Consider the following 21,645-nt stretch of genomic DNA (forward strand, 5'->3'; position numbering starts at 1 on the left):
TCGCCTTCCGGCAACGTTGTTATGCCGTGATGTGATGCAGTTCCGCCAGCGCTTCAAGCGCTTTTTCAAAACAGAGCAGCGGTGCGCGAACGGTGCCCGCCCCCACCTGGCCGATCCCCGCATCCTTGTGAGCAATACCGGTGTTAATCAGCGGCGTAATCCCCGTTTCCACGACGCGACGGATATCCAGCCCCAGACATGCCCCTTTGAAATCCCATGACGGGATCTGGAACAGCGGATTGTTGGCAAGATAGATCTCCGCCATCTCTTCCGATGTCTCCAGCGCAGCCCCCATGCCACCCGCGCCAACGAAGCGCGTTACGCCCGGTGCGGCGATCATCGCAGCACCGCCAATCCCCAGCGTTTCCGTGATGGCACTGTCGCCGATATCCGGATTGGCATCAGTCTGGCTATAGCCGGTAAAGAACAGCCCCTGCGGCGTGTTCACCGGCGCGGTAAACCAACGATCGCCTGTGCCGCTCACGCGAATACCGAAATCACGGCCGTTACGCGTCATGGCGGTCACCACAGAACCTGCTTTAATTTCCGCCGCCGCATCCATAACGGCTTTACTGTAGGCCATTGCCAGGTTAAGGAAGAACTGGTCGGTGACGCTCAGGAATTGCAACACCTCAATGATTTCCGCCTTCGGACGCGCCAGTCCGGCAATCACCGGAGAAAGCGTGCGTAGCAGCAGAGAAGAGGCCGCAATATTACGTTGGTGGAACTCATCGCCCATCGTGATAGCCTGCGCCATCAGTGCCGTCAGATCGACGCCGTTTTCCATCTGCGAGAGCGCTTCCTGCAATACCGGCGCCAGCGTATCACGCATCCAGCGCAGACGTTTCTGCACGTCATCGCCGTAAGCGCCAAAGCGCATCACTTTGCCGATCCCCTCATTGAGGTTGCAGCAGGCCTGATTGCCGTGGACGATATCACGCACGACCAGCACCGGCATATTGGCGGACGTAATACCACCCATCGGACCGACCGCGCCAACGTGGTGGCAAGGAATAAACTCGACCTCTCCCTGCTCCAGCATCCGCAGGGCATCTTCCTCCGTGACCGCCCAGCCTTCAAACAGCGATGCGCCAATACAGGCTCCGCGCATTGGGCCAGTCATCTCTCCCCAGGCAATCGGCGGACCAGCGTGCAGTAATTTGCGTCCAGAAGATAATTCGGCCACCGCTTCTTTTGCAGGACGCACGGCAACCCAGTGGGGGCGTGCAGCTTTAATTCGTTCGATAATGGCTTCGTTGGCCTGTGCAATAGATGAATACATATCCGTACCTCTGAACTTAATGTAACTGTTTGAGTAAGTTGGCAAGACGGGCATTGCCACCGGCAACAGGCGCCCACTGATAATGCACAACCGGCGTACCGCTACTTTGCAGATCCAGCGCGAAGCTGCGCAATCCGGCGTTGATAACCTGTACGCCCGCAAGAAGCGCGCTATGCGTCTGTGGAATATTGTGAATCTGGTGATGCGTCAGGCTAACGGCGAGCAGTACCGCCTCTTCGAGGGTTTCTACCACGGCAACCCCGGCTTCACGGAGTTTCTCTTCCTGCTCGCAGCGGCCCTGCGGATCGCCCTCGGTTCCGGTCAGAGTAGCAATCACCACCAGCGGCGCAGTGCGTTTGGCGCGCACTTGATCTACCGCCTCAACAACCGCCCCCGCTGGATCGGCGCAGGCGCCATAGCCCAGTACGACATCCAGCAGCAGTACCCCGACATCCGGAAACGCGGCCAGTTTTTCGATTTCAATGCTGCGGGTGGTTGGGTCAATCATCGGATGCGGTCTGCCCAGGGTGTAGCTGTCGTCCCCGAGGTCGACAATACGATGACCACCGGCGTCCAGCATCACGCCCTGGTCGTGGCTTTCACTCACGGGAACCCCCAGCCCCGCTGAGAGCAGCATGGCGGCTTCCGCGGCCAGCGTCCCCCCGGCATACAGGCCGTAAATCCCTTTGCCTGCCACTTCCGGCTGAGCTCGTCTCTGCTGCGCCACGCGCATCAGCAGCACCGCCAGCCGCGCGGCATCAGAAAGTGAATTCGCCAGCCAGACGTTTCCTTCGCGACGCTGCTCCGGCTTGCTGCCCAGAAACAGCGCGACAACCGGTTTCCCCACCTTTTGCATCGCAGCAATAATGCGGGTTCGCACCTGCGGAGACGGCGGCTTGGAGACAAAAGCCATTACCCGCGTGGCATCATCCGCAGCCAGCATCTCCAGCGCGGTCAATGCGCTGATACCGCCCACGTCAGCGCTCAGGTCACGTCCCCCCAGGCCAATCGCATGGCTAATGCCCTGCTGATGCAGCGCAATCTGCGAGGTAATTTCCTGAATACCAGTGCCTGACGCGCCAATCACGCCAATCCCGCCTTCAGGCAGGACGTTGGCAAAAGCTAATGGGCTTCCGGCAATCATCGCCGTTCCGCAGTCTGGTCCCATGACGATCAGCCCGCGCTCGCGGGCCATGGTTTTCAGCTCAACTTCCTGCTCCAGCGATACGTTATCGGAAAACAACATGACGTTTTTATTGGCCTGCAACCCCTCTCTGGCAACAGATGCGGCATATTCTCCGGCGACGGAGACCAGCAGAAGATTGGCCTGAGGTAATTTCTGGCACGCGCTTTCGAAGCGGCGAGCTTTCACCAGTTGATGTGAACTCCCCGACGCGTTGGCGATCGCGCTTAGCTCTTTCTCCAGTTGCTCACGAATCAAATCCAGGATCTCAGGCCGCTCACCTTCGGTTCTGACCGCCACACAAATATCATTTGGCGTGGCATCGGCAAAGTCGTCGTGCCAGAACCCTGTGGAATCCAGCATCGATTTATTGGCTGGTGTTCCCATCATGACCGAAACCTGATCAACTTCCGGGCGCTCACTGAGTTTTCGGGAAATGATCATCAGGCTGACGGAATCCTGAAAACTTCCCTTTTTAATAAAGGCGTAAATCATTACCACTACCTCTTTATGTGCGTTGTTCTTTTAAAAACAGCATTGCGAATAAACCAATAGCCAGCAGTACGGCTGAAACATAGAAACTGGAAGCCAGGCTTCCGGTCATATCACGCGCAGCCCCGGCAATAATCGGTGCCAGAATGGATGAACTCATGCCGATAAAATTAAATAAGCCAAATGCGGTGCTGTAATTATTTTCATCCACGCTATCGGCTACCAGGGCAACCAGTACCGGATCCAGCGCCAGTTTACCCACCAGACCATAGACACACAGCGCAGTGATAACACCTGTCATATTCGGCATCCAAATAATTGACAACATGCTGATAATCGCGACCGGCACCAGGAACATAATTAAAGGTTTACGCTTGCCTAATTTGTCAGACAGGCTGGAGAATAGCAGCGCCCCAGGAATGGAAATCCAGGCCACCAGCGAAGAGATAAATCCGGTTTCGCTGCCAGCGATACCCCGTTCACTTTGCAGATAATAGGGAAGCCAGGTCAGGATAACGAAGAAACCGAACAGGCTACAGAACACCATAATATAGGTGATAATTAAATTACGGTTTTTCAGCAGATCGCTGAATTTACCCTTTTTAACCGGCGCGCCATCGGCGTCGGCAGTACGTTTCTTCTCTTTCACAAATAGCCAGATAGCCACCCCAACCAGCACGGATGGAACCGCCATCGCATAGAATGGCATCCGCCATGAATATCCCTGATCGTATACCAGCCAGCTTGAGGTCATCAGCCCCAGCGCAATACCAAAAGCCATACCGCTGTTGATGATTGCGCTGCCAAGAGAGCGGTACTTCTTCGGGATCTGCTCAGAGGAAAGACCGTATTGCGGACCATAATAGGTTCCTTCACCCGCCCCCGTCACCACGCGGGCAAACAGCAGGGTGTACCAACTTTTTGCCCAGCCGGTTACCGCGGTGAAAACACCAAAAAGAATAAACCCCGGAACCAGCACCTTTTTCTTACCAATTTTGTCACCCAGAATTCCGGCAGGTACCTGAAGTAATGCGTAAGAAAAATAGAACACAGAATTAAGAATACCCAATTGTGTGCCGCTTAAGCCAAATTCTTTTTCTAATTCGCCCATCACCGGATTGAGCACCGTGCGGTCGGCATACATAAAAATCCATCCCAGCCAGAACAGAAAAACGGTGACCCACCAGGCCGGTATTCCTCTTTTCTTTGTGGCCTCAGCCACTTCATATGAACCAGACATAATTAATCTCCCGGTAATCATTACCGCTGAATACCTCATGTTATCTGACAGGATACGTGAGGTTTGATGTTTTAACTGCGTCTACCATATCGGGGTAAAAATTCATTTCATTTGAACAAAATCACACAAAATCCATTGTTATAAATTCCTGGGAACTGGCCACAACATTATTAAAAAAAGTCTAATAATCACTTTCAAAGCAATTTAAATAAAGAGACAGAAAACATCATTAATTATCGAGATATTTTTACAGGTATTTGAGTTGTCGACCTTATCACATAATAAAAGCGATAAAACGCTATGTTGACCACGAGATATTTTTCACAATGAGGTCATTAATGAAAAAGAAGATTGTCATTGCGCTTGGCGGCAATGCCTTATTACAGCGCGGAGAAATTTTGAGTGCAGAAAACCAGCAGCGTAGTATTCAGGTATTTGCCGAAATGGCATCCGAATTAGCCCGTGATTATCAACTGGTCATTGTTCATGGCAACGGTCCTCAGGTTGGTCTGCTGGCGCTACAGAACGCGGCTTACAAAGAGTCCCCGGCCTGGCCGCTGGACATTCTGGTTGCGGAAAGTCAGGGGATGATCGGTTTTGCCATTGCCCAGGCGCTGGCGTCATCCACGGGTAACGCGCCCGTGACGACGCTGATGACCCGCGTTGAGGTCGATCCGCAGGATGACGCTTTCTCAACCCCCGGTAAATATATCGGCCCCGTCTACCAGCCGGATCAACAGACAGAGCTGGAAGAACGCTATGGCTGGCAGATGAAAGCGGATGGGCAATATATTCGCCGCGTGGTTCCCTCCCCGACACCGCTAAAAATTCTCGACAGTGATGCCATCTGCACGTTGATGGATGCGGGACACATGGTGATTTGCTGTGGCGGTGGTGGTATTCCGGTCATTGCGCAAGGCGATGGCTATCAGGGAACCGAAGCCGTCATTGATAAGGATTTGACCGCTGCCGTGCTGGCGCAATCCATTAACGCTGACCACCTGCTGATCCTGACGGACGCCGATGCCGTGTATGAAAACTGGGGAACCCCCCAGGCGCGTGCGCTACGACATGTCACACCAGAAGAGCTGGCGCCGTTTGCCGCGCCTGACGGTGCAATGGGCCCGAAAGCGGCGGCGGTGATACAGTTTGTCAAACAGACCGGAAACGCAGCATTTATCGGCGCCCTGAAGGATGCGCCGCAGGTCCTGGCGGGTGAAAAAGGAACTTGCGTTATGCAGTAAAAAAAATGGCTTCCCAAAGGAAGCCATTTTTACTGTCCGCAGACGGAATTACAGAACGTCAACCGCGTTCAGTTCTTTGAAAGCCTGTTCCAGACGGGTGATCATGGTTGCCTGACCAGCACGCAGCCATACGCGCGGATCGTAGTATTTCTTGTTCGGCTGATCTTCGCCTTTCGGGTTGCCCAACTGACCCTGCAGGTAAGCTTCGTTTGCTTTGTAGTAGTTCAGAACGCCTTCCCAGGTAGCCCATTGGGTATCGGTGTCGATGTTCATTTTCACTACGCCGTAGCTTACGGAGTCTTTGATTTCCTGAGCAGTAGAACCGGAACCACCGTGGAAGACGAAGTTCAGGCTGTTATGCGGCAGGTTATGTTTCTTAGAAACATAGTCCTGAGAGTCGCGCAGGATGGTCGGGGTCAGAACTACGTTACCCGGCTTGTAAACGCCGTGTACGTTACCGAAGGACGCTGCGATGGTGAAACGCGGGCTGATTTTGCTCAGCTCGGTGTATGCGTAGTCAACGTCTTCCGGTTGGGTGTACAGTGCAGAAGCGTCCATGTGGCTGTTGTCCACGCCGTCTTCTTCACCACCGGTGCAACCCAGTTCGATTTCCAGAGTCATGCCCATTTTGGACATGCGCGCCAGGTATTTGGAGCAGATTTCGATGTTCTCTTCCAGAGACTCTTCAGACAGGTCGATCATGTGAGAAGAGAACAGCGGTTTGCCCGTTGCTGCGAAGTGTTTTTCACCCGCGTCCAGCAGACCGTCGATCCACGGCAGCAGTTTCTTCGCGCAGTGGTCAGTGTGCAGGATAACCGGAACACCATAGTGTTCAGCCATCTGGTGAACGTGATGCGCACCAGAGATAGCACCCAGGATTGCAGCGCCCTGAGGAACGTCAGACTTCACGCCTTTACCCGCGATGAAAGAAGCACCACCGTTGGAGAACTGGACGATTACCGGCGCTTTAACTTTTGCAGCGGTTTCCAGAACGGCGTTGATGGAGTCGGTACCAACGCAGTTAACAGCTGGCAGAGCAAAGTTGTTTTCTTTAGCTACCTGGAAAACTTTCTGTACGTCATCACCAGTGATTACGCCTGGTTTTACGAAATCAAAAATTTTAGACATGTTGCGAGTCCTGTATCTTCGGCCTTGGAAAGGGGGCGCGCTCGACAGCGCGCTAATAATTGGGCAGGTTTCCCTGCCCATCAATGTCTTACTTTTTAGCACGCTCTTCGAGCATGGCTACTGCTGGCAGTACTTTGCCTTCCACGAATTCGAGGAATGCGCCGCCGCCAGTAGAGATGTAGGAGATTTTGTCAGCAATGCCGAACAGGTCGATTGCTGCCAGGGTGTCACCGCCGCCTGCGATAGAGAATGCTTCGCTGTCTGCGATAGCATTAGCAACGATTTCAGTACCTTTGCGGAAGTTCGGGAATTCGAACACGCCAACCGGGCCGTTCCACAGAATGGTTTTCGCATTCTTCAGAATGTCAGCCAGCTGCTGTGCAGAAGCGTCGCCGATATCCAGGATCTGCTCGTCTTCTTTTACATCGCTAACGGATTTAAGCGTAGCCGGTGCAGTTTCAGAGAATTCAGTCGCTACGCGAACGTCAGTCGGGACCGGAATATCGCAAGTCGTCAGCAGACGCTTAGCTTCATCAACCAGGTCAGCTTCGTACAGGGATTTGCCGACGTTGTGGCCTTGAGCAGCAACGAAGGTGTTCGCGATACCACCACCAACGATCAGCTGGTCAGCGATTTTTGACAGAGAGTCCAGAACGGTCAGTTTGGTAGAAACTTTAGAACCACCAACGATAGCCACCATCGGACGAGCAGGTTCTTTCAGCGCTTTACCCAGCGCATCCAGCTCAGCAGCCAGCAGCGGACCAGCGCAAGCTACGTCGGCGAATTTACCGATACCGTGGGTAGAAGCCTGCGCACGGTGAGCAGTACCGAAAGCGTCCATTACGAATACGTCACACAGCGCAGCGTATTTTTTGGACAGTGCTTCGTCGTCTTTCTTCTCGCCTTTGTTGAAGCGAACGTTTTCCAGAACAACCAGTTCACCGGCAGCGACTTCAACGCCGTCCAGGTAATCTTTTACCAGGCGAACCGGAGCAGACAGTTTGTCTTTCAGGTAGTTAACAACCGGCAGCAGAGAGAATTCTTCGTTGTACTCGCCTTCGGTAGGACGACCCAGGTGGGAAGTTACCATCACTTTAGCACCCTGTTTCAGGGCCAGTTCGATGGTCGGCAGGGAAGCACGGATACGCGCATCGCTGGTTACTTTCCCTTCTTTAACTGGTACGTTCAGGTCCGCACGGATAAAAACGCGTTTACCAGCCAGATCCAGATCGGTCATCTTAATTACAGACATGGTGAATCCTCTCGTTGATTCATAAAGTTTTGTCGACGCTCAAGCGTCGAGCCTGAAACCAATAGCAGCCATCGCTAACGTTGTGTCGAGCATACGGTTAGCAAAGCCCCATTCATTATCACACCAGACCAGCGTTTTGATCAGGTGAGCGCCACTCACGCGCGTTTGCGTACCATCAACGATGGCGCTGTGCGGGTCGTGGTTAAAATCTACAGAGACCAACGGTAATTCCGTATAGTCAACTATACCATGAAATGCACCTTGTGCTGCTTTTTGCAGCAACTGGTTGACTTCACTGGCTTTTACTGGTTTTTTCACCGTCACGCTTAAGTCGATCGCCGTCACATTTATGGTCGGTACACGCACCGCAATCGCTTCAAAACGATCGTTAAACTGCGGGAAAATTCGCGTGATGCCCGCCGCCAGTTTGGTATCAACCGGAATAATAGACTGGCTGGCCGCTCGCGTGCGACGCAGGTCAGGATGATAGGCATCAATAACCTGCTGATCGTGCATCGCAGAGTGGATCGTGGTGACGGTACCAGACTCAATGCCGTAAGCATCATCCAGCAATTTAATGACGGGTATTATGCAATTCGTGGTGCAGGAGGCGTTGGAAACGATCCGGTGTTCAGCGCGCAGCTGATCCTGATTAACGCCATACACAACGGTTGCGTCGATGTCGTGACTACCAGGATGTGAAAAGAGCACTTTTTTTGCACCAGCGGCAATATGCGCCTCGCCGTGTTCGCGGTTGCCGAAAACCCCCGTACAATCCAGCACAACGTCGACACTCAGTTCGCGCCAGGGAAGCGCATCGAGCGTTCGCTCATGCAGAATGCGGATCGCGTCATCGCCAACGATGAGCTGGTCACGTTCCTGACGAACATCCCAGGCAAAACGTCCATGGCTGGTGTCATATTTCAACAAATGCGCCATGCCTGCAGCATCCGCCAGTTCGTTGATTGCCACCACGGTGATTTCCGCCCGACGCCCGGATTCATACAAAGCACGAACCACGTTGCGTCCGATGCGACCGAAACCATTAATCGCTACGCGTACGGTCATAGGTCTCCTGCAAGGATTTCTCAGAAACGATGTGGCAGACAGAGTAATGCAGCAAATCGCTCAGGGAAACCTTACCTGTCGCAAACTGCGACTAATTGATTAATTGTCGAACATTTAATCGACTGAAACGCTTCAGCTAGAATAAGCGAAACGCGGAATAAAAGGAATGATTGTCCAGCCAAAGAAAACAGTTATCTGACGTACATCACATTTTTCCCGCTGAGACCGGGGGAAATTATTCCAGTAAACCGTAATAATCATTACGGCTTAACAGGAATAATTGGCCTTCACGCAATCCGATATTCACCAGATTCCAGCATCTCCAGCGTCAGGTCTCCAGGCAGACTCACTTCCAGTACCCGATGAACATTCGGTCCGTCGGTACGCTCATAAAACGCCTCAGCGTCAGCTTGTGATAGTCCGCCCGCCAGTTTACGGCCTACCAGTCGTGTACGGAGCGCGTTGGCAGGAGCACGAATAAACAGCGAGTAATCACAAAACTCAGCTAACGCCCGCCACCTTTCATCATCGCGTAATAACCAGTTACCTTCCACAATCACAATCGGCGCGGTCACTGTTATGGCCGCTTCTACCGGATCGTGTTTTTGCCGGTCGTACTGTGGCCAGGTGCCCTCCCCTTCCCTTATCAGACGTAGATTCTGTGCAAGCTTATCCACATCAAAGGTTTCCGGCGCACCTTTGTATGCTCGCAGGTTATGAGCATCCAGCCAGGTGTTGTAGTGATGGAAGCCATCCATCGGCAGCGTCTGGATCTCCGGCAGGCCAGGATCCTGACGGGAGAGATATTCCCAGAAGGTGGTCAGCGTCGATTTACCCGTACCAGGCGGTGCGCTGAGAAAAACGATTGTTCGTCGCTGCGGGTGAGTGGCGTGTATTTTTGCCAGCTGTTGTAATAACGGTTTGTGGACGTTCTCTATCTCATCATCACGGTAATGTGCTTCAACCTGTAGCCCATTCACCGTTAGTTTGATTTTCACGGCGTTAATTCCTTTAAAATCGCCGTCACTGCCAGCGTCATTGCCGTCTTGACCATTGCGCTAAAGCGCACTTCGGACCACGCAGCAAAGTCGGCAAATTTCATCGACTCCAGCGCACCGTAGAGCGTTGCGTTGCGGGTGATACTGTTCACGTTGCTGACAAAATCCCAGGTAATGTCATCGGCAAAACCGGGGATATTATCCTGCTCATTCAGATACTGATAAAACTGAGAGAAATGGGTGATGTCGGCATAAAGCCATTTATCCATTTTTCCCAACGCATAAATCAGACGTAACGCAACGTCGATATCGTCAAGCGGTCCACTCTGGGCGAGTAACGGCTTCACTGCATATTCCACGATCTCTTCATCGTTATTAACGAACAGCGACGGTAGAAAGCGCTTAATGCCCTGGAGCAAAATGTTATGTGCCGTCGTCATAAACGAGAGTAAATTATTTTGAGCATCCAGTTGCTCAAGCACATCGTCTTCTGTCAGCGTCGTCATTCGTTTCTCGATAAATCACCATGAATGCAGAGAGTCTATTATATTACACGTTCGATCCGCGCCGCCGATTAGTAAAGTTTGCGTGCGCACACCATTCGCAACCTGTTGGATCCCTTTCACAAGATCGCCGCCCGTGACCCCTGTCGCGCTAAAGAGGATCTTATTTCCCCCTACCAGTTCGTCCAGCGCGTAGATCCGGTTGATCTCAACGCCCATTTCCGCGCAGCGCTGATGTTCCTGTGCCGCAATCAGACGATTATCTGCGTTATTTCCTTTCGCTTCGCAAAAATCAATCAGTTCAGCCTGCATATCACCCCCCAGCGCTTTAACCGCACAGGCTGAAATAACCCCTTCAGGCGCGCCGCCAATGGTATACATCAGATCATAAGGATTCTCCTGCATACAGGCCAGCACGCTGGCGGCCACGTCGCCGTCGGGTAGAGCAAAGACCTTGACGCCAAGCCGTGTCGCCTCGGCAATCGCTGGTTGAAGGCGCGGTTTATCCAGCGTCACCATCCGCAGTCGCTCCAGCGGTTTACCCAACGCCTCTGCCACATTACGCAGATTATCTGCCAACGGCAGCGCCAGATTAATCGCCCCTTTCGCAAACCGATTAACAACCAGTTTTTTCATGTACATATCAGGGGCGTGTAACAAACTACCGCGAGGGGCAAACGCCATGACGGCCAGCGCATTGCTTTGCCCCATAGCCACCATTCGGGTTCCTTCGATAGGATCAACGGCGATATCTACCTCAGGTCCGGTGCCGGTTCCCACTTCCTCACCAATCCACAGCATCGGGGCTTGATCAATCTCCCCTTCGCCAATAACGATGCGTCCGCGAATGGCAATACTGTTCAATGCTTCCCGCATTGCCGTCACAGCCAGACCATCAATCTTGTTTTTATCGCCGCACCCGGTTTGCGGCCAGGCTGCCAGTGCAGCCTGCTCCGTGATACGAAATAGCGGCCATGCCAGCGACATCATATCGCCGCCTCCCCGATATCAACGCCAAAGTGTGCCAAAAGGTATTTTTCTGCCTTTTCATTCCAGATACCGTGCGTCTCCTCCACCAGCAGCGCCAGTTCTTTGAATAATGGGTCAGTTTTCCCTTTCTCGGCAAAATCAGCAATGGCGGTTAGTGGCATGGTAACGCCGTTATATATCAGCTTCTTACCGCCGGGGATCGCCGGTAAATTCAATACAGTTTCCGGAACTGCATCAAGGCCGCCAATGTGCGTCACCATAAACGACGGTTGCAGTTGGCCAGTTGCACTGAGCGCAATAGCCTCTTTCATATCATCCGTTGAACCACCGGATGTCCCGACAACGTGAGTGCTGTTGTAGTGCACGTTATAAAAATTAAACGGCACTTTGAAGTTACTGTCCGTAGGACCGGCAAAAAAATTCAGGCAACCATCTTCCGCGAGTAAATCATCAGCCATCTCAACAACTGCAGGCACTGCCGCATACACAAAGACATCATCAAAACCTGCGTCATGAGTTAACGCTCGCAGCATCGCTGTCGGAGAATCCATGCCAGTAGTATTCACATAGATGAGCTCAATCCCCTTTTCTGCTGCCAGCTCAACGGGCAACAGTTTTTTAGCCTGCGCCAGTCGTGCTTCGTCAATATCGACCACCACCACGCGCGACGGCTGAATATTCCCGTTAATGGCATAATCTATTGCACCAATACCCATCGGCCCGGCGCAGGCCAGAAGCGCAATGTTCCCCCCTGGCTTAATCCCCATGCGATGCTCATAAACGTAAGGAGTGGTATGAAAATTCGCGTTATACGCGCCAATAATGCAGCACATCGGTTCTGCCAATGAGGCGGCGGCAAAATAAGAGCCGTGGTAAGGCAAAACGCATCCCAGGTTAATCGCCACTTCCGGGATAATCATATATGTCGCATTGCCGCCAAAATATTCATAGCTGTATCCTGCTGAATATCCACTTGGCAATCCCATCGCGGGTTGCAACACAAAACGCTGACCTTTCTTATATTTATCCGTCAGGTTTTTTCCCACCTCAACAATGATACCTGCACATTCATGTCCGGTAATCACCGGATGGTTTTCCAGATCGTCCGGTACGCGTTTATGATCGCTCCCCAATGCTGCTGCTTTCCAGGTGGACAAACAAACGCTATCGGATATTACGCTTACTAACAATTCATTATCTGTAATTGCAGGCAGTTCAAACTCACGGATACGAATATCCTGCTTGCCATATATGGCAGCAACTTTCGTTTTCATATTCACTCCAAAAATAGAAGAAGGCTAGTTCGCAGTAATGCGTTTAAATAAATCATCCAACAATGGGTCACCAATATAGTTCTTAATCAGCACTAAGGGTTTTTCACTTACACGTTTAACACGACCTTCAAGACTGGCATGGGTGACAATAATATCGGCATCTTGCGGAACGTTTTCGATAGCATAATGCGTCACAGTAATATTCAATCCCGCTTTCTCCAGACGCTTACGAAACGTGGTTGCCCCCATAGCACTGGAACCCATTCCTGCATCACAGACAAAAGCGACACGTTTAATGTTTTTATAAGAGAATTTCCCTTCCTGCTTCATCGCTTTGACGGTTCTGGCTGATTCAGCAAAGTCATCTTCACTTTCTGTTTCAACGTTCTTTTCCATTTTCAGGATGACAGAGGTAATAACAAAAGTAACAACGGTTCCCGCGGTGACTCCTGCAATGGTCGCGAGGAAAGAACCTTTCGGCGTTAATGCCAGATAGGCGAATATAGATCCTGGGCTTGGCCCCGCAACTAACCCACCGTCCAGCAGGTGGAATACCCACGTCCCGGTCATTCCCCCGGCAATCATCGCGATCAGGGTCAGAGGCTTCATCAGCACATACGGGAAATACAGTTCATGAATACCACCGAGGAAGTGGATAATCATGGCGCCTGGCGCAGACTTTTTACTCATCCCTTTGCCAAAGATAGCAAAGCCGAGTAACAAACCTAATCCCGGCCCTGGGTTGGATGCCACCATGAAGAAAATCGATTTTCCCGTTTCAGAAGCTTGCTGCATCCCCAGCGGATAATACACCCCCTGATCGATGGCATTGTTCAGAAAGAGGATTTTTGCCGGCTCATTGATTACGGATAGCAACGGCAGATAGCCCGCATGAACCAACGCTTCAATACACTCCTTCACAAAATTATTGGCAATGAGAACCGCCGGACCGATAACTTCAAACCCCAGCAAGCATAAGAGCATTCCCGCAATACCAAGAGAGAAATTATTGATAACCATCTCGAAGCCTGCAGGAATGCGTTTTTCCAGCAGACGGTCGATATGCTTAATCACCCAACCGCCAAGCGGCCCCATTACCATCGCGCCAAGGAACATCGGGATATCCGCGCCCACAATAACGCCAATAGAACCAATGCCCCCCATTACCGCACCGCGTTTCCCGCCAACCAGATGTCCCCCTGTGGAGCCAATCATGACGGGCAGTAAATAGGTAATCATCGGACCGACAATTTTGGCGAAATGCTCATTCGGCATCCAACCAGTAGGAATAAATAATGCGGTAATAAAACCCCAGGCAATAAATGCGCCGATGTTAGGAATGACCATTGCAGTCAAAAACCCACCAAAAGCCTGGACTTTGGCACGAGCAGACTTGTTTTCCATAATAATGTCCTGAAAGGAAACCGTTAATTATGCTTGAGCGATAATATCCGCCAATTGTTTTTCTGATTTAGCCGCTAACAAAGCGGTTAGTGCTTCCTCTTCACATAATAATTCGCTTAAGGCCTGAATAGCGCCAATGTGTGAATCAGCATTAGCCGCCGACAATCCGATTAATAATCTGATACCTTCATCATCTTCGGCAAATTTCACTTCCTGTTTGAGAAGCGTTAATGACATACCGGTTTTTAACGCGCCACACTCCGGTCGAGCGTGCGGCATGGCGACGCCTGGCACTAAAATATAATAAGGACCATTGTTAATCGTTGAGTCTTTAATGGCCTGAATATAATCTGAATTGACATAATGATTGGCAAGTAAGGATGACATAGAAAAGTCAATTGCCTCCTGCCAGTTCTTTGCTGAATTTTTTATTGAGATAGATGATTCGGGAAAGTAATCAATCAGCCGCATACATTTTCCTTATTTTATTTTTAGGGTACGAGTTAGCGTTAAAAATAAAATACGCGCACGGCGAAATGAAATCAATCGAGGAGAAAACTACATACAGCGCAGAATGTTTTTTGGTGATTCCTTTAAAAACAATGGATTGATAAAAGAAATATAAAAATCAACAGTAATAATGTGATTCAAGTTGCAAATATAAAACATCGCTAAATATCATATTTGTGATGCAAATCTACATTTTCGGGTTGCGCACGATCAAATAAATTTACTTACTTTAAAAAAACGGGCCGCATAAGCGACCCGTTTTCACCTGTAATCAAAATTACAGCAGTTCTTTTGCTTTCGCGACAACGTTGTCGACAGTGAAGCCAAACTCTTCAAACAGCAGCTCAGCCGGTGCAGACTCACCAAAGGTAGTCATACCAACGATAGCGCCGTTCAGGCCCACGTATTTGAACCAGTAGTCTGCGATACCCGCTTCCACTGCAACACGTGCGGAAACAGCTTTCGGCAGTACGGACTCGCGATAAGCGGCATCCTGTTTGTCGAACGCGTCGGTAGACGGCATGGAAACCACGCGCGCTTTAACGCCTTCAGCGGTCAGTTTGTCCCAGGCAGCCACAGCCAGCTCAACTTCAGAACCGGTCGCGATGAAGATCAGTTCCGGCTGACCGGCGCAATCTTTCAGCACGTAACCACCGCGCGCGATGTTCGCCAGCTGCTCTTCGGTACGTTCCTGCTGTGCCAGGTTCTGGCGGGAGAGGATCAGCGCGGTCGGACCGTCCTGACGCTCTACACCGTATTTCCATGCAACGGCAGATTCAACCTGGTCACACGGACGCCAGGTGCTCATGTTCGGGGTCACACGCAGCGAAGCTACCTGCTCTACCGGCTGGTGAGTCGGGCCATCTTCGCCCAGACCGATGGAGTCGTGGGTATAGACCATCACCTGACGCTGTTTCATCAGCGCAGCCATACGCACCGCGTTACGGGCATATTCCACAAACATCAGGAAGGTGGAGGTGTACGGCAGGAAGCCACCGTGCAGGGAGATACCGTTAGCGATAGCGGTCATACCGAATTCACGTACACCGTAATGGATGTAGTTACCGGCAGTATCTTCGTTGATAGCTTTAGAACCAGACCACAGAGTCAGGTTACTTGGTGCCAGGTCAGCGGAGCCGCCGAGGAATTCAGGCAGCAGAGGACCAAACGCTTCAATCGCGTTCTGAGACGCTTTACGGCTGGCGATTTTCGCCGGGTTAGCCTGCAGCTTAGCGATGAACTCGTTCGCTTTTGCGTCGAAGTCAGACGGCATTTCACCTTTCATACGACGGGTGAATTCAGCAGCTTCCTGCGGGAAGGCTTTCGCATAAGCAGCGAACTTCTCGTTCCATGCAGCTTCTTTTGCCTGGCCTGCTTCTTTCGCATCCCACTGCGCGTAGATTTCAGACGGAATTTCAAACGGCGCGTATTTCCAGCCCAGCTGTTCGCGGGTCAGTGCGATTTCTGCATCACCCAGCGGTGCGCCGTGAGAGTCGTGGGTACCAGCTTTATTCGGGGAACCGAAACCGATGATGGTTTTGCACATCAGCAGGGACGGTTTGTCGGTCACAGCGCGAGCTTCTTCAACTGCGCGCTTAATCGCGTCAGCATCGTGACCATCAACGCCACGAACCACGTGCCAGCCGTAAGCTTCGAAACGCTTAGCGGTGTCATCGGTGAACCAGCCTTCAACGTGGCCATCGATAGAGATGCCGTTGTCATCGTAGAACGCTACCAGTTTACCCAGCTTCAGCGTACCGGCCAGGGAACATACCTCGTGAGAGATACCTTCCATCATGCAGCCGTCGCCCATGAAAGCATAGGTGAAGTGGTCAACGATGTCGTGACCAGGACGGTTAAACTGCGCCGCCAGCGTTTTTTCGGCGATAGCCATACCCACAGCATTCGCAATGCCCTGACCCAGAGGACCGGTAGTGGTTTCAACACCCGCGGTGTAACCCACTTCCGGGTGACCCGGCGTTTTGGAATGCAGCTGACGGAAGTTCTGCAGCTCGGACATCGGCAGATCGTAGCCGGTGAGGTGCAGCAGGCTGTAAATCAGCATGGAGCCGTGGCCGTTGGACAGCACGAAGCGGTCACGGTCAGCCCAGGACGGGTTAGTCGGGTTGTGGTTCAGGAAATCACGCCACAGGACTTCGGCAATGTCAGCCATACCCATCGGGGCACCCGGGTGACCGGATTTGGCTTTCTGTACTGCGTCCATGCTCAGCGCACGAATAGCATTGGCAAGCTCTTTACGTGAGGACATTTTGACTCCAGATCGGATAATGAAGGCTGAGCCCTTAACGACTTGACGACAGCGCGTTTTGGGCTACGCCGGAAAAAAGTGCCAACAATGTAACCCAAGCCGCGTGTCATGTACATGGAGCATCCTTTTACCGCTTCAGAAATCTCTGGATCATACGCGCAAGTTGCGCAATCTTCTCGCCCGCTGAATGTTCTTTTCTTTATACTAAGGCCGAGCGTCGGTTTACCTGCAAACGACGCATTTTTTAGAAAAATCCTGACTTTGTGCGGAAGAGAAAAAATGAAAATTCGCGCTTTACTGCTTGCTACGAGCATGGCGGCGGCATTGACCGGCTGCCAGAACATGGACTCAAACGGACTGCTTTCTTCTGGCGCAGAGGCTTTTCAGGCCTATAGTCTGAGCGATACTCAGGTAAAAGCGCTGAGCGATCAGGCCTGTAAAGATATGGACAGCAAGGCTACTATCGCCCCTGCAAGCAGCGAGTACGCAACGCGTCTTGGCAAAATCGCCGCCGCGCTTGGCGACAACATTAACGGCCAGCCGGTGAACTACAAAGTCTATATGGCGAAAGATGTGAATGCCTTTGCCATGGCGAACGGTTGTATCCGCGTGTACAGCGGCCTGATGGATATGATGACCGATAACGAAGTCGAAGCGGTGATCGGCCACGAAATGGGCCACGTCGCGCTGGGTCACGTGAAAAAAGGCATGCAGGTCGCGCTGGGCACTAACGCCGTACGTGCAGCAGCGGCTTCCGCTGGCGGCATTGTCGGCAGCCTGTCGCAGTCGCAATTGGGCGATCTTGGCGAGAAACTGGTGAACTCGCAGTTCTCCCAGCGTCAGGAATCCGAAGCGGATGATTACTCGTATGATTTGTTGCGCAAACGTGGGATCAATCCGGCAGGACTGGCTACCAGCTTTGAGAAACTGGCTAAACTGGAAGCAGGACGCCAAAGCTCAATGTTTGACGATCACCCGGCATCTGCAGAACGTGCGCAACACATTCGCGATCGCATGAGCGCAGACGGGATAAAATAATCCTCGAACAGTGCCGGATGGCGGCGTGAACGCCTTATCCGGCCTACAAATTCAGCAATAATGTAGGCCGGACTAGCGTCAGCGACATCCGGCAAAATAGTCCGAAACCCGTTATTCGCCTTTCTTCGCCGCCTGGATATACAGCATTTCCAGTGCCAGCGTAGCCGCCGCCAGCGCGGTGATCTCTGACTGATCGTAGGCCGGAGCCACTTCCACCACATCCATCCCGACGATATTCAGATCTTTCAGACCACGTACCAGCTTGATCGCGCGATCGGAAGTCAGACCGCCGATCACGGGCGTACCGGTTCCTGGAGCAAACGCCGGATCGAGGCAGTCGATATCAAAGGTCAGATACACCGGCATATCACCAACAATCTGTTTAACCTGGGCGATGATGTCATCTACGCCGCGATCGTTCACCTGGCAAGCATCCAGCACGGTAAAGCCATTATCTTTGTCGAACTCTGTACGAATACCGATCTGCACAGAGTGATTCGGATCGATCAGACCTTCATTCGGCGCAGTGTAGAACATGGTACCGTGGTCGAATTCACAGCCGTTAGCGTAGGTGTCGGTGTGGGCATCAAAGTGTACCAGCGCCATTTTACCAAAGTGTTTAGCATGCGCACGCAGGAGCGGCAGCGTGACGAAGTGGTCACCGCCGAAAGAGAGCATGCGCTTACCGGCAGAAAGCAACTTCTCAGCATGCGCCTGCAGTTTTTCACTCATTTCACGGGCATCACCGAACGCATAAACCAGATCGCCGCAGTCCACCACGTTCAGGCGCTCGCGCATATCGAAGTCCCACGGGAAGCGATTGTGTTCCCACGCCAGGTTAGTGGAAACCTGACGGATCGCAGCCGGACCATGACGACCGCCCGCGCGGCCAGACGTTGCCATATCAAACGGTACGCCGGTGATCACCCAATCGGCGTCGCTGTCGTACGGCATGAAGTTCATTGGCAGACGCAAAAAACCAAAGGCGTTAGAAACCAGGGAGTTGTCGTATTGATGACCTAAGGTGCTCATGTACTGACCTCTTTTAAAATCGGTGAAAAAAAATCCCCTCCGCGTCGTTAAGCCCGACGAGGAAGGGATTGATTTACGTGACTACTTGTATAGGCGAATTATCGCCGTTAATTTGCTCAGGTTCAAGCGAGCCCCAACAGCATTACTCGTCTTCGAGATAGGTATATCCGTACAGACCTGCCTCAAACTCTTCGAGGAACTGCTGCTGCAACTCGGTATCCAGATCGGTGTTTTTCACCTGGTCACGGAACTGAGTTAGCAGGGTGTTCGGATCCAACTGCACGTATTGCAGCATATCCGCCACGGTATCCCCTTCGTCAGACAGCTCAACTTCCACGCTGCCGTCAGGGAAGACGAACACGTCAACCGCTTCGGTATCACCGAACAGGTTGTGCATGTTGCCAAGGATCTCCTGGTACGCCCCCACCATAAAGAAGCCCAGCATCGGCGGGTTCTCCGGGTCGTATTCCGGCATCGGCATGGTGGTCGCAATGCCGTCACCATCAACATAGTGGTCGATAGCGCCATCAGAGTCACAGGTGATATCCAGCAGCACCGCACGGCGCTCAGGAGCCTTGTTCAGCCCTTCCAGCGGCATCACCGGGAACAGCTGATCGATCCCCCACGCATCCGGCATCGACTGGAACAGCGAGAAGTTGACGTAAATCTTATCCGCCATACGCTCCTGCAACTCGTCGATAATCGGACGGTGCGCGCGGTTGCTCGGGTCGAGTTGTTTTTGCACATCGTGACACATGTTCAGATAGAGCTGTTCTGCCCACGCGCGTTCCTGCAGGCTAAAGGTGCCTGAAGAGTACCCAACGTGAATATCGTGCAGATCCATCTGGCTGTCGTGCAGCCATTCACGCAGCGAACGACGGGTTCCCGGCTCATGCATCTCTTGCCAGGTTTCCCACATGCTTTGCAAGGCACGCGGCGCATCGTCAGCCGGAGGCGTTGCTTCGGTATGCTCGCTACGCTCAACGCCGATAATATTAGACACCAGCACGGTATGATGCGCGGTAACAGCGCGACCGGATTCGGTAATTACCGTCGGGTGCGGCAGACCGTGCTCTTCACAGGCGTCGCCAATGGCCCAGATGATGTTGTTCGCGTATTCGTTCAGGCCGTAGTTTACGGAGCAGTCAGACTGCGAACGGGTACCTTCGTAGTCCACGCCCAGGCCACCGCCCACGTCGAAGCACTGGATATTTACGCCAAGCTTGTGCAGCTCAACGTAGAAACGCGCCGACTCACGTACGCCGGTGGCAATATCACGAATGTTCGCCATCTGTGAGCCGAGGTGGAAGTGCAGCAACTGAATACTGTCCAGACGACCCCGCTCGCGCAGCATTTCTACCAGTTGCAGCACCTGGTTTGCCGCCAGGCCGAATTTCGATTTCTCTCCGCCGGAGGACTGCCATTTGCCGGACCCTTGCGACGCCAGACGCGCACGCACGCCCAGACGCGGAACAACATTCAGTCGTTCAGCTTCATCCAGCACGATAGCGATTTCAGACATCTTCTCGATGACCAGATAGATCTTATGGCCCATCTTTTCGCCAATTAGCGCCAGGCGGATGTATTCGCGGTCTTTATAGCCGTTACACACGATCACGCTGCGGGTCATTCCGGCATGAGCCAGAACGGCCATCAGTTCAGCTTTAGAACCGGCTTCCAGCCCCAGCGGTTCGCCGGAGTGGATCAGCGATTCAATCACGCGACGGTGCTGGTTAACCTTGATCGGGTAAACGAGGAAATAGTCACCGTTGTAGCCGTAAGACTCACGGGCGCGCTTAAACGCGGCGTTAATCGAACGCAGACGGTGTTGCAGGATCTGCGGGAAGCAGAACAATGCAGGCAAACGCTGGCCCTGCGCTTCACGGGCTTTCACCAACTCAGCAAGGTCAACGCGCGCTTCTGGTACGTCGGGATCCGGGCACACGCTGATGTGGCCCAGTTCATTGACGTCATAGTAGTTATTACCCCACCAGGCAATATTGTAAGTACGCAGCATCTTGCTGGCTTCCTGGGAACTCATTGCAACCTCCTGCATGGAGCGTAGTACACCGTGTTCGCCTGCTGACGAAGGCGAACCCAAAGAAATGTCGTCAGACATAGCGAACCTCAAATTTTATTAACAAGTGTAAAACAGTTGACTACTATCGCAATCCGAAGACGCGATAACAACCCAAATACAGGCAGAATTTCCAGCAGATAGTGCTGACGCTCCGACTGTGCGACCGGTTTCTTTTTCATATCAATGTAAACACGTAACCGAACTTAATGCTGACGGTTCGGCGAAACCACGAGAAAACTCTTGTTTACCAAGAGCGCCCTTGTTCAGTTCTTAGTGACCGTTGCCGGCCCTGGAGTCCTGAGAAGCGCCGAGATGGGTATAACATCGGCAGGTATGCAAGATGCAGATTGCGGGGGACATATGTACACCAGAACGGTGCGACAGATTCAGCAGAATACAACGGTTCATTATCTCGTATCACCTCCACGGTTGCTCCTGACGGAACGAACCCACAAGCCAAAGCTAAAGTTTTAACCCGGCTGGAAGTGGCAACACGATGAAAACGTCGTGTGCTTTTTTGTCTATCCTCAATAAATCGAGTTGCGGGAAGGCGGCAACGCAGTGAATCCCCAGGCGCTTACAGGAGTAAGTGACTGGGCGAGTATTGCCAACGCACATGCAACTTGAAGTATGACGGATATGAGCCGCGCGCCGCGTT

At 52.3% G+C, this 21,645-nt stretch carries 19 protein-coding genes; 2 read left to right on the top strand and 17 right to left on the bottom strand.

The features are described 5' to 3' along the window. Positions 1-19 precede the first annotated feature (19 nt). From WC7_RS06710 to WC7_RS06700, 3 genes are read right to left on the bottom strand one after another with little or no spacing between them, the layout of a single operon-like run. A complete protein-coding gene (locus WC7_RS06710; protein WP_016154375.1) occupies positions 20-1,282 on the bottom strand; it encodes a YlbE family protein in 1,263 nt (420 codons plus the stop codon). 16 nt (positions 1,283-1,298) lie between these two features. Next, a complete protein-coding gene (locus WC7_RS06705) occupies positions 1,299-2,960 on the bottom strand; it encodes an acyl-CoA synthetase FdrA (RefSeq protein WP_016154376.1) in 1,662 nt (553 codons plus the stop codon). Positions 2,961-2,973: 13 nt separating this feature from the next. After that, the gene (locus tag WC7_RS06700; RefSeq protein WP_016154377.1) at positions 2,974-4,197 is read right to left on the bottom strand and encodes an MFS transporter; all 1,224 of its coding nucleotides are present in this window, start codon (positions 4,195-4,197) and stop codon (positions 2,974-2,976) included. A 338-nt stretch (positions 4,198-4,535) separates the two neighbouring features. Here WC7_RS06700 and WC7_RS06695 point away from each other — a divergent pair, with 338 nt between their 5' ends. Next, complete coding sequence (locus WC7_RS06695) at positions 4,536-5,441, top strand: carbamate kinase (RefSeq protein WP_016154378.1); 906 nt, start codon at positions 4,536-4,538, stop codon at positions 5,439-5,441. Positions 5,442-5,489: 48 nt separating this feature from the next. Here the strand turns inward: WC7_RS06695 and fbaA are convergent, their stop codons facing one another. From fbaA to tkt, 10 genes are all read right to left on the bottom strand, one after another. After that, complete coding sequence (gene fbaA / locus WC7_RS06690; protein ID WP_003027029.1) at positions 5,490-6,569, bottom strand: class II fructose-bisphosphate aldolase; 1,080 nt, start codon at positions 6,567-6,569, stop codon at positions 5,490-5,492. An 88-nt stretch (positions 6,570-6,657) separates the two neighbouring features. After that, positions 6,658-7,821, bottom strand: a complete 1,164-nt coding sequence (gene pgk, locus WC7_RS06685; RefSeq protein ID WP_003027032.1) for a phosphoglycerate kinase — start codon at positions 7,819-7,821, stop codon at positions 6,658-6,660. Positions 7,822-7,860: 39 nt separating this feature from the next. Further along, a complete protein-coding gene (epd, locus tag WC7_RS06680; RefSeq protein WP_016154379.1) occupies positions 7,861-8,889 on the bottom strand; it encodes an erythrose-4-phosphate dehydrogenase in 1,029 nt (342 codons plus the stop codon). Positions 8,890-9,176: 287 nt separating this feature from the next. After that, the gene (locus WC7_RS06675) at positions 9,177-9,887 is read right to left on the bottom strand and encodes a nucleoside/nucleotide kinase family protein (protein ID WP_016154380.1); all 711 of its coding nucleotides are present in this window, start codon (positions 9,885-9,887) and stop codon (positions 9,177-9,179) included. Further along, positions 9,884-10,393, bottom strand: coding sequence for an MltR family transcriptional regulator (locus WC7_RS06670; RefSeq protein WP_016154381.1), 510 nt, complete (start codon positions 10,391-10,393; stop codon positions 9,884-9,886). Before WC7_RS06670 ends, WC7_RS06675 begins: the two co-directional genes overlap by 4 nt. 15 nt (positions 10,394-10,408) lie before the next feature. Next, positions 10,409-11,380, bottom strand: coding sequence for a class II fructose-bisphosphatase (gene glpX, locus WC7_RS06665; protein WP_016154382.1), 972 nt, complete (start codon positions 11,378-11,380; stop codon positions 10,409-10,411). After that, a complete protein-coding gene (locus tag WC7_RS06660; RefSeq protein WP_016154383.1) occupies positions 11,377-12,654 on the bottom strand; it encodes a zinc-binding dehydrogenase in 1,278 nt (425 codons plus the stop codon). Before WC7_RS06660 ends, glpX begins: the two co-directional genes overlap by 4 nt. Positions 12,655-12,678: 24 nt before the next feature. Next, on the bottom strand, positions 12,679-14,058 hold the full coding sequence (locus WC7_RS06655) for a PTS mannitol transporter subunit IIBC (protein ID WP_016154384.1): 1,380 nt from the start codon (positions 14,056-14,058) through the stop codon (positions 12,679-12,681). Positions 14,059-14,085: 27 nt separating this feature from the next. After that, positions 14,086-14,529 (bottom strand): PTS mannitol transporter subunit IIA, encoded by a 444-nt coding sequence (cmtB, locus tag WC7_RS06650; RefSeq protein WP_016154385.1) that lies wholly within the window; start codon positions 14,527-14,529, stop codon positions 14,086-14,088. A 316-nt stretch (positions 14,530-14,845) separates the two neighbouring features. Next, positions 14,846-16,837, bottom strand: coding sequence for a transketolase (gene tkt, locus WC7_RS06645; protein ID WP_016154386.1), 1,992 nt, complete (start codon positions 16,835-16,837; stop codon positions 14,846-14,848). Positions 16,838-17,116: 279 nt separating this feature from the next. On the opposite strand from tkt, the gene WC7_RS06640 reads away from it, so the two are divergent. Further along, a complete protein-coding gene (locus WC7_RS06640) occupies positions 17,117-17,875 on the top strand; it encodes a metalloprotease LoiP (protein ID WP_016154387.1) in 759 nt (252 codons plus the stop codon). Between the two features lie 111 nt (positions 17,876-17,986). Here the strand turns inward: WC7_RS06640 and speB are convergent, their stop codons facing one another. The 4 genes from speB to WC7_RS27245 all read right to left on the bottom strand — a co-directional run bounded on the left by speB (position 17,987) and on the right by WC7_RS27245 (position 21,395). After that, complete coding sequence (gene speB, locus WC7_RS06635) at positions 17,987-18,907, bottom strand: agmatinase (protein ID WP_016154388.1); 921 nt, start codon at positions 18,905-18,907, stop codon at positions 17,987-17,989. A 142-nt stretch (positions 18,908-19,049) separates the two neighbouring features. Continuing rightward, positions 19,050-21,026, bottom strand: a complete 1,977-nt coding sequence (gene speA / locus WC7_RS06630; protein ID WP_016154389.1) for a biosynthetic arginine decarboxylase — start codon at positions 21,024-21,026, stop codon at positions 19,050-19,052. 8 nt (positions 21,027-21,034) lie between these two features. After that, complete coding sequence (yqgB, locus tag WC7_RS25860; protein ID WP_049041971.1) at positions 21,035-21,166, bottom strand: acid stress response protein YqgB; 132 nt, start codon at positions 21,164-21,166, stop codon at positions 21,035-21,037. A gap of 91 nt (positions 21,167-21,257) precedes the next feature. Next, positions 21,258-21,395, bottom strand: coding sequence for a hypothetical protein (locus WC7_RS27245; RefSeq protein ID WP_269149342.1), 138 nt, complete (start codon positions 21,393-21,395; stop codon positions 21,258-21,260). Positions 21,396-21,645 lie beyond the last annotated feature (250 nt).

This window comes from Citrobacter sp. KTE151, assembly GCF_000398845.1.
GTDB classification, from domain to species: domain Bacteria; phylum Pseudomonadota; class Gammaproteobacteria; order Enterobacterales; family Enterobacteriaceae; genus Citrobacter; species Citrobacter braakii.

Bases quoted from the DNA above. Each gene is read 5' to 3' on its own strand.
- WC7_RS06710 (WP_016154375.1), bottom strand. From the start codon at position 1,282: ATGTATTCATCTATTGCACAGGCCAACGAAGCCATTATCGAACGAATT.
- WC7_RS06705 (WP_016154376.1), bottom strand. From the start codon at position 2,960: ATGATTTACGCCTTTATTAAAAAGGGAAGTTTTCAGGATTCCGTCAGC.
- WC7_RS06700 (WP_016154377.1), bottom strand. From the start codon at position 4,197: ATGTCTGGTTCATATGAAGTGGCTGAGGCCACAAAGAAAAGAGGAATA.
- WC7_RS06695 (WP_016154378.1), top strand. From the start codon at position 4,536: ATGAAAAAGAAGATTGTCATTGCGCTTGGCGGCAATGCCTTATTACAG.
- fbaA (WP_003027029.1), bottom strand. From the start codon at position 6,569: ATGTCTAAAATTTTTGATTTCGTAAAACCAGGCGTAATCACTGGTGAT.
- pgk (WP_003027032.1), bottom strand. From the start codon at position 7,821: ATGTCTGTAATTAAGATGACCGATCTGGATCTGGCTGGTAAACGCGTT.
- epd (WP_016154379.1), bottom strand. From the start codon at position 8,889: ATGACCGTACGCGTAGCGATTAATGGTTTCGGTCGCATCGGACGCAAC.
- WC7_RS06670 (WP_016154381.1), bottom strand. From the start codon at position 10,393: ATGACGACGCTGACAGAAGACGATGTGCTTGAGCAACTGGATGCTCAA.
- glpX (WP_016154382.1), bottom strand. From the start codon at position 11,380: ATGATGTCGCTGGCATGGCCGCTATTTCGTATCACGGAGCAGGCTGCA.
- WC7_RS06660 (WP_016154383.1), bottom strand. From the start codon at position 12,654: ATGAAAACGAAAGTTGCTGCCATATATGGCAAGCAGGATATTCGTATC.
- WC7_RS06655 (WP_016154384.1), bottom strand. From the start codon at position 14,058: ATGGAAAACAAGTCTGCTCGTGCCAAAGTCCAGGCTTTTGGTGGGTTT.
- cmtB (WP_016154385.1), bottom strand. From the start codon at position 14,529: ATGCGGCTGATTGATTACTTTCCCGAATCATCTATCTCAATAAAAAAT.
- tkt (WP_016154386.1), bottom strand. From the start codon at position 16,837: ATGTCCTCACGTAAAGAGCTTGCCAATGCTATTCGTGCGCTGAGCATG.
- WC7_RS06640 (WP_016154387.1), top strand. From the start codon at position 17,117: ATGAAAATTCGCGCTTTACTGCTTGCTACGAGCATGGCGGCGGCATTG.
- speB (WP_016154388.1), bottom strand. From the start codon at position 18,907: ATGAGCACCTTAGGTCATCAATACGACAACTCCCTGGTTTCTAACGCC.
- speA (WP_016154389.1), bottom strand. From the start codon at position 21,026: ATGTCTGACGACATTTCTTTGGGTTCGCCTTCGTCAGCAGGCGAACAC.
- yqgB (WP_049041971.1), bottom strand. From the start codon at position 21,166: ATGAAAAAGAAACCGGTCGCACAGTCGGAGCGTCAGCACTATCTGCTG.
- WC7_RS27245 (WP_269149342.1), bottom strand. From the start codon at position 21,395: ATGAACCGTTGTATTCTGCTGAATCTGTCGCACCGTTCTGGTGTACAT.